The organism is Aquiflexum gelatinilyticum, from assembly GCF_024813435.1.
Lineage (GTDB): Bacteria > Bacteroidota > Bacteroidia > Cytophagales > Cyclobacteriaceae > Cognataquiflexum > Cognataquiflexum gelatinilyticum.
Genome location: NZ_JANAEZ010000005.1, coordinates 401,020 through 408,631 on the forward strand (window position 1 = coordinate 401,020; position 7,612 = coordinate 408,631).

Here is a 7,612-nt window from a genome sequence, read left to right on the forward strand (position 1 = left end):
TTAAAATAGCTTATTTAGCGTACTTCCAGAAGCATTTTTGAAATCTATATCAAAAGAAATGGAGATATAACCCAATGCTTTAATCTTCTTATCAGAGATTATTGGATTTGGATCGACACCATTGAACCACAGAGCTCCTCCTGAGACCCTAACTACATGCCCTACTCGGTAGGACAAGCCGGTCATTATATTTATACCATTTAACAAATCTTCCCGAACCCCTTCTTCCTTAATAGTTCCAATTGAGACTCCCAATAACATGGAAAAATGGTTTCTAACATATCTGCCCACTTTACTTGAACCAGGGGCAATACTATCTGACATAAACCTAGTTTTTATGTCTTTGTCTACCGGGCCAAAATTAATATTTGCACCAAGAAAAGGTCTAAGAATATTATTAGATTTATTGCTAGGAGCAAAAACAACTCCAAAATCAGGTAAAACCCACTTCCCTGCCTCGGTACTAACTTTCGAAAAATAAGTATTTGTTAAAATAAACTCTTTGGTTGCAAAATTTTCGAGTTTATGAATAGTTTGAATTATACTATTCATATTCTTTTTTATGGCTTCAAGTTTAGTGACTAGATTTTGAATCTCTATAATTACATCAATTGCGTCGTTTGCGATTAAAGGATTAGAGTATCCTAGTAAATAAAGTTCTGATATAGTTTTATTTAATAACCTTATGTTTGTAGAAATATTTTTTATCCTCCCCTCAAAATCAAAATGTTTTAACATTTTAATATTTAATTCATCACTAAGGGATGCTCTTCCATTTAACCACAAAACAGCATCATTATTAAGACTCATTAATCGCACCAATGAATTTAATGAACCCTGATAAATTGTCAAATCTTGACTAGAAACTTGTAAATTGGAAATTACGTTTATTAAATTTTTATATTTTGTTTTGGCATTGAGTTCAGTAAGATCAGAAGAAACGACCTCCGTTAAAAATAGTTTATCATATAATGGTTTTTGTATAGAGTCAAAAATATCTTTATAAGCAGATAAACTATAAGGAGGAGAAATTGGGTTTGACTCCCAAGTATATGCCAGTATTTTAGAATAGAGTTTAATGTAATTATGTGTTTTGGCATCTGAAGAACATATTTGTTCAGATAGTGAACCGGCTGAAAAAGTAGTACAATTTCCGTGATCCACTTTGGCTAGACTATTAATAAACATTACGTGTTTTTCTGTACTTATTAAGGAGTCATTTTTAGAATTTTTTGAAAACAAACTTTCTATAGCCTTTACTCCTGAAAACTCTACCCCTACATTATCATAAAAAAGTAAAGAATCGGTTTCAAATAAAGCAAGGAGAGACTTTCCTGAAAGCCTTCGTTTAATTAAAATGTCATATAGTCCATTTGGTGCAAGGGGAGGCATTTGAATTATAAGAAATTTCTTTTTGGTATCTCCTTCAATAGGTTCTTCTCTAAAATTGAGCTTTTTTAATATAGTTCCATAATTATTTTCTAAATCCCTTCCGCTTCCATAAACCCTAGTAAAGGAAATAGTTGAGATATTATCATCCTTGTCAACTTTCATTTTGATATAGAAACTCCTATCGAATGGGAATTCCATATTTACTAATCCAGTAAATTTATCAACTTCTATGATCTGATCCGTTGGAGCATTTTGGGCATTGGAAAAAAATGAATTTATAAAAAGCAAATAGAATAAAAGTTTTTTCATTTTTTAAAGTTTAGATATTTTAAATAAATAATGTCAAATTTTAAAATTTTATTTCCAAAGAAAAATTTTCGCAGGGTTGAAAAAAGGTTGATTTATCCTATTTCATGTATAAAACACCTATTTTACTACCGAAACAATCTCTTTTCTGGAATTGACTTCCAGCTTTTTATAGGTATGATTGATATGAGACTTGAGGGTGCTGTGCTCGATAAAGAGAGTATCACAAATTTCTTTGTTGCTTTTGCCGGCGAGGATATAGTTGAGTACTTCTTTTTCCTTGAAAGAAAGTTGGTTGAGTCGGTGTTGCAAGGAGGATTCTTTCTCTGTTTCCTTTGCTTGGAGCTTGTCCATCAGTACACGGACTTTGGAATATTCTATCCTTGCCCAAGCGAAGGAGATCCCAAAGGAGGCCATCACGAGCAGCATCAGGACATAGACGGATTCATTCCATTCTAATTTGTTTGCGACTTCTCCGAAGAGGATGTATGCAGCACCTATAAATAGGAGTGCGTAGGAGGGAAGGAGGATTTTTTGAAACCTGAATAAGGCATCAGGATTGGCTAATAATGTTCTCATCTAAGAAAAATTAAAAAGGAATAATTAGTGTGGTTCCGCCGAAGCGGATAAGTTTAAAGGGCAGGATCTGTGCTGTTTGGCTAATCACAAAAAACTACCAAGATTTTATCCCAAGAAGGATATCCGAAAGCAGCTTGATCACCAGGTCCTTGTTTGGCTAAAACACTGATATCAAGTGATTTAAAATTAGGAATTACTTTTTTGAATTAAAAATACTTTATAAATATTTCTATAAAAATTAGAATTCGGCGGAGTTTGGGGAGAATTCGGTAGGGGGGAGGGGGAATCTGGCAGTTATCAGTGATCAGTTCTCAGTCCCAGTTGGCAGTTGGTAGGTGGGAAAAGTAGGGGATTTGGGGAATTTTGTATATAGTATCAAGTACCAAGGACGAACCGGGGAAATAGATGCGATAGCCAAGTCGCGAGTGCCGAGAAGAATTGGGTACAAAGTATAAAGTACCAAGAACCAAGATTTGAAAAAAGACACAAGCTTCAAGACTTAAAAATAGACACAAGATTCAAGACTTAAAAATAGACACTAGATTCAAGACGTAAGATTCAAGACTTTCAAAAATAGACACAAGATCTGTGTTCATCTTTTTTATCTGTGGTTAAAAAAACTAGATCTGTTTTGGCGGAAACTATACTTACAATTTCCCATCAAATTAGCTAAAACCATATACAATCTCACGCTTCATTTATTCTATAAATATGTTACCCCTTCGGGGATTTTTCAAGCTGACAACCAAAAAAGATGCTAGACACAAGAATAAAAATAGACACAAGACACAAGATGCAAGACACAAGATTTGATTCCCCGACAAAATAAGACACAAGATTCAAGACTCAAGATCCAAGATTTGATCCCTCGAAAACAATTAGAACAACTACAACAAATAGAACAACTACAACAATTACAACAACTACAACAATTACAACCTCTACAACAAAAATATTGATTGAGATTCTTCGCTTCACTCAGAATGACGGTGCCCATCCCGATAAAGCGCAGCAGACAACATGACAACTCGATAACTTGACAACGCGAAGCAGACAACAATTACAACTACTAAAATTAGAGCAAGACCTGATTTTTAGACAACATAAAAAACTTACCAATTTCCCCGAAAAATTCAATCTCCAATTCCTTAGAAAAGGTCAATTCTATAAAAAATAATGCAATAAAATTTGCCGAAAACCCCAATTTCTCCCCACTTTCCGCTACCCTTCCCTTACCCTTCTCCTACCCATACGTTACACCCTCCTTACCCATTCGTTACCTTTTGACCAATTACCAAGAAACCATATAATTATTCCGATAATTTTTACTATTGTACTTTTTCAAGACACAAGATTCAAGACTTGGTACCTCGGCAACAACTAGAACAACTAGAACAACTAGAACAACTACAACAATTACATTTTTATGAGATTCTTCACCTCCGCAGGCTGCGGTTCAGAATGACGGTCCCCAACTTGATAACACGAAGCTGACAACCCGACAACGCGCAGCAGACAACCTGATAACTCGATAACTTGATAACGCGCAGCAGACAACATTTCAAACAATTGAACCTGTCCGCCGTGGCGGAACCACTACAACAATTACAACCACTACAACAATTACAACTTTTTAAACCCCATACTCACCGAATTAATACAATACCTGATACCCCCTTTGTCTTTAGGGCCGTCGGGGAAACGGTGTCCGAGGTGCCCGCCGCATTTGCCGCAGAGGATTTCTTCCCGGATCATGCCATGGGTATAATCCATATGCACGTCGATGGCATCAGGTCTGACCGGTTCGGTGAAGGACGGCCAACCGCAACCACTATCATACTTGGCTGAGGAATGAAAAATCTCATTGCCACAGGCATGGCATTCATAGATTCCGGTTTCTTTGTTGAGGTAATACTGTCCGGTGAAGGGTCTTTCAGTTCCTTTTTCCCGCAAAACATGGTAGGCTTGAGGATCAAGTTCCTGCTTCCATTCGTTTTCTGATTTGGTGATGGGGTAGGATTTTGTTGGTTTCGGTTTCATGGGTAAGATGGTTGTAGTTGTTCTAGTTGTTGTAATGGTTGTAATTGTTAAGTGGGTCCGTTATTGGAGGGTTTTGGTTTTCCACTTAGTCTATGTTTTCCAATTGGTTTTTACGTATTCAATGAAATTGTGGATTTTGACACCAAGCTTTCTATATTCTTCTTGGATCAATTGAACTTCTGCATCATACTCAGGATACAAAACCTTTAATTTTTCTAGGTGATTATGACATTCTAAGTTGCTTGCGTGCGCATAAACCAAGAATTTCACAAAATCTTGTTTGTAGGATTTTCTTCCATATCCTTCCACGATATTGGTATTGATTGAGTCAGATGACCTTTGCAACTGACTACCCAATTCATATTTTTCATAAGAGGGTAACTTAAGACTGAACCGATGTGTTTCAAAAAATAACTCCAATGAAATTTTGTAGATATCCAAGTCCTGATAACTTTTCATTTGACAAAAGTTTGAAATAAGCGATTGTCTAAATTAAGTAATCCTGACTCAAATAATAGTTATTCAATGAAAATATTTCCTCTAGCGGCTTTTGAATCACCCAATTCCCATCCATTTCAACAATTACAACCTTTAGACCATTTACAACCACTACAACCATTTCGACCATTACAACAACTACAACAATTATAACCATTACTACCACCCCAACAATTCCCCCTAACTACGGCCTCACCACCAACTTTCTCCCACCCCCTTTAATCACCCCCTCATTCATCAGCATGGGACGGTATTTGCCGGTGGCGTAGAGGATGGCTTGGTCGGAGTAGTGGGGACTGAAAAGGTTGCCGCTCTGACCGGTGGGAAGGACGGATTCTGAGGCTTCCACGTCAGCAAAATCAATGATGATCCTCATCGCAGGTCCGGAATTTACTTTATAGATGCCGTCAGGATTAAGGGTAAAAGGAAGTTTGTTGACCGACTCCTCATTGGCAGTGACTGCAGGGGCTTTGACGTTGAAGATTTTGTCCAGTGGTTTTTTGGCACCGAGAGGGTGGGGGTGTTCGAGAACGACAACTTTTTCCCAATGCCATTTTTCGCTGTCTGTACCCAATTGTTCGCTGAGTTCTGAGATGGTTTTGCCCAAGGCTATTTTGACAATGTCGGCCTTGCTTTCTTTTGCCTCGGTTTGGGAATTGTCCCACCAAGGAGAATTATCGGTTCGGATCAATGTCGGTACACTTCGGATGTACATGAAAGTCTTGATGAAGTTTTGGAAGTCCTCTTCCCCCAACTCATCAGCCATCATGCCATGGAGGGTATGGTACAGCCACTTATAGTAAAAGGTAGGAGCGATGGATTCCAGGTCATGACTCCCGTTCCAGTTTTCAATGGCTTGTTGGGCAGGTTCAAAACCTTTGAATGCGGCTAAGTCCACCACTGCCAACATGCTTTTGGCGTTGATGGGGTGGTTTTCATTGATGGCTTCCAATTGGAGGGCTTTGATACTTTCTTGGGTCCAATCGTTTCGGGAAGTGACGGTTTTGGAGATTCTGTCCCAACGGTCACCGGGATAATAGTATCCCGGGAAGAAAGTCCCGTTGGAAAGGGTATCCGGTTGGTTATTGGCGGAAGCCACAAAACCTGAAGCAGGATTGATGCTCATGGGATTTTGCTCAAATGGGATCCATCCTGTAGGTTCGTCTGTAGCGCTGCTGCCATCCAAGAAGATTTTGCTGTTGACATGGTTTGGTCGGATGGGCAATTTGGCAGTGGCCCACCAAGCGATGTTTCCTGCCTTGTCACCATACATGACATTGAGTCCGGGCGCGTGAATCAGGCGAACCGCATCCTCGGTTTCTTGGATGTTTTTGGCCCTTGCCATCTTCCAGGTAGCTTCCAAAGCAACTGTCGGTTCGAGTACATACACCCACCATGAAGCCACAGGATTTTGAGTCAGTTTGCCGATTTCGGGAAGGACATCATTCATAATGGGTCCATGGATGGATTCTTTGATTTCAAAAATAACAGACTCCCCATCTTTGACATGGATGGTTTCTGTTCTGGATGTCAATGGCCTGAATTCCTCTCCGTAAATGGTTTCGTTGGGATTGTTGGGATTGAGTTTTTCTTCGAAGAAATCCTGATCGTCATTTTCAAACATCGTCAGTCCGATACTGTGGTGGCGGGTATGTCCGACCAAGCCAAATGGCATTCCTGCGAGATGGTTGCCGTAATAGCTGAAACCCGGATATTCGAGATGCGCTTCATACCATACCGATGGCTGGGCAAAGCCAATGTGGGTATCATTGCAGAACAGTACTTCCCCTGAAGCCGTCCTGCTTCCCGAAATCACCCATGAGTTGCTGCCTTCCAACAGGGGAACGGGAAGTTTTTCCAACAGGGCAGAAAGGGAATTTTCGATGACAAGATCAGTGGTGATGGAATCTCTTTTCGGGTAATTGTTGGGGATGACATGGTGCTCCGGCAAAGTTTGGACCGAAACCATTTTCATATATTCAGGACCCAAGGTGCGGGCCATTTTGGTGACCAAAGGATCTGTTTTCATTGCCATGGCAAAAGTAAAGGACATATATCCCGTGATGGCGTGGATGTCATTGATGGTGAATTCCCTCGGTTCTGATCCCAAGAGGGTATATTCAATGGGGATTTTTCCATGTTGGATAAAATGATTTACGCCTTCGATGTAGGCTTCGGTAGCGGATTTCCATTCTGAATTTCCGGCTTTTTTCCACTCTTCGGTACTCCAAGCGGCATGTTTGGGAATGCCCAAAGTCCTGAAAAATTTATCCACTTCCACCAAATCGGCACCTAGGAGTTCCGCCAAAGTACCTGTGCCTACACGGCGCATCATTTCCATCTGAAAAAGCCTGTCCTGTGCATGGACATAGCCCAAGGAGCGGTATGCATCTTCGGCATTGGCAGCATAGATGTGGGGAACACCAAAATCATCAAAATAGACTTCCGCTTCAGCAGACATGGAAGACATGTTGATTTCGCCGTTATATTTTGGTTTGAAGCTCAGCTTGACTGCCTGATATCCGACAAAAAGCAACACGAATAGAGCGATTAGGGCAATGAGGAATTTTTTCATGGGTTTATTGATGGGTGGGGAATTTTTCAAGAGGGATTAAATGCAAATATATCTCAAAGAAGACACAAGATGAAAGACTTAAGGAAATTCAGAATTGAGAATGATAAATTCAGAATGAAGGATTCGAGACTGTTCAATTAACTGTGTCAATGTTTAATTTATTAAATTTTGACTATGAAAGAAAACGGAGATGAATTTGATTTCAAGGCATTTGCCAGACAG

5 protein-coding genes are annotated in these 7,612 nt (G+C 39.5%); all 5 read right to left on the minus strand.

Features of this window, described 5'->3' with window-relative positions; translation table 11 throughout:
- On the minus strand, window positions 1-1,701 hold the full coding sequence (locus NK987_RS13665; protein WP_259264302.1) for a hypothetical protein: 1,701 nt from the start codon (window positions 1,699-1,701) through the stop codon (window positions 1-3).
- A 117-nt stretch (window positions 1,702-1,818) separates the two neighbouring features.
- The gene (locus tag NK987_RS13670; RefSeq protein WP_259264303.1) at window positions 1,819-2,277 is read right to left on the minus strand and encodes a response regulator transcription factor; all 459 of its coding nucleotides are present in this window, start codon (window positions 2,275-2,277) and stop codon (window positions 1,819-1,821) included.
- A gap of 1,623 nt (window positions 2,278-3,900) precedes the next feature.
- Window positions 3,901-4,317 carry a peptide-methionine (R)-S-oxide reductase MsrB gene (gene msrB, locus NK987_RS13675; protein WP_259264304.1) on the minus strand — a complete coding sequence of 139 codons (417 nt, stop codon included), beginning with the start codon at window positions 4,315-4,317 and terminating at the stop codon, window positions 3,901-3,903.
- Window positions 4,318-4,407: 90 nt separating this feature from the next.
- Complete coding sequence (locus NK987_RS13680) at window positions 4,408-4,776, minus strand: four helix bundle protein (RefSeq protein ID WP_259264305.1); 369 nt, start codon at window positions 4,774-4,776, stop codon at window positions 4,408-4,410.
- Window positions 4,777-4,999: 223 nt separating this feature from the next.
- Entirely contained in the window at window positions 5,000-7,390 is a 2,391-nt protein-coding gene (locus NK987_RS13685; RefSeq protein ID WP_259264306.1) for a penicillin acylase family protein, read from the minus strand.
- Window positions 7,391-7,612 lie beyond the last annotated feature (222 nt).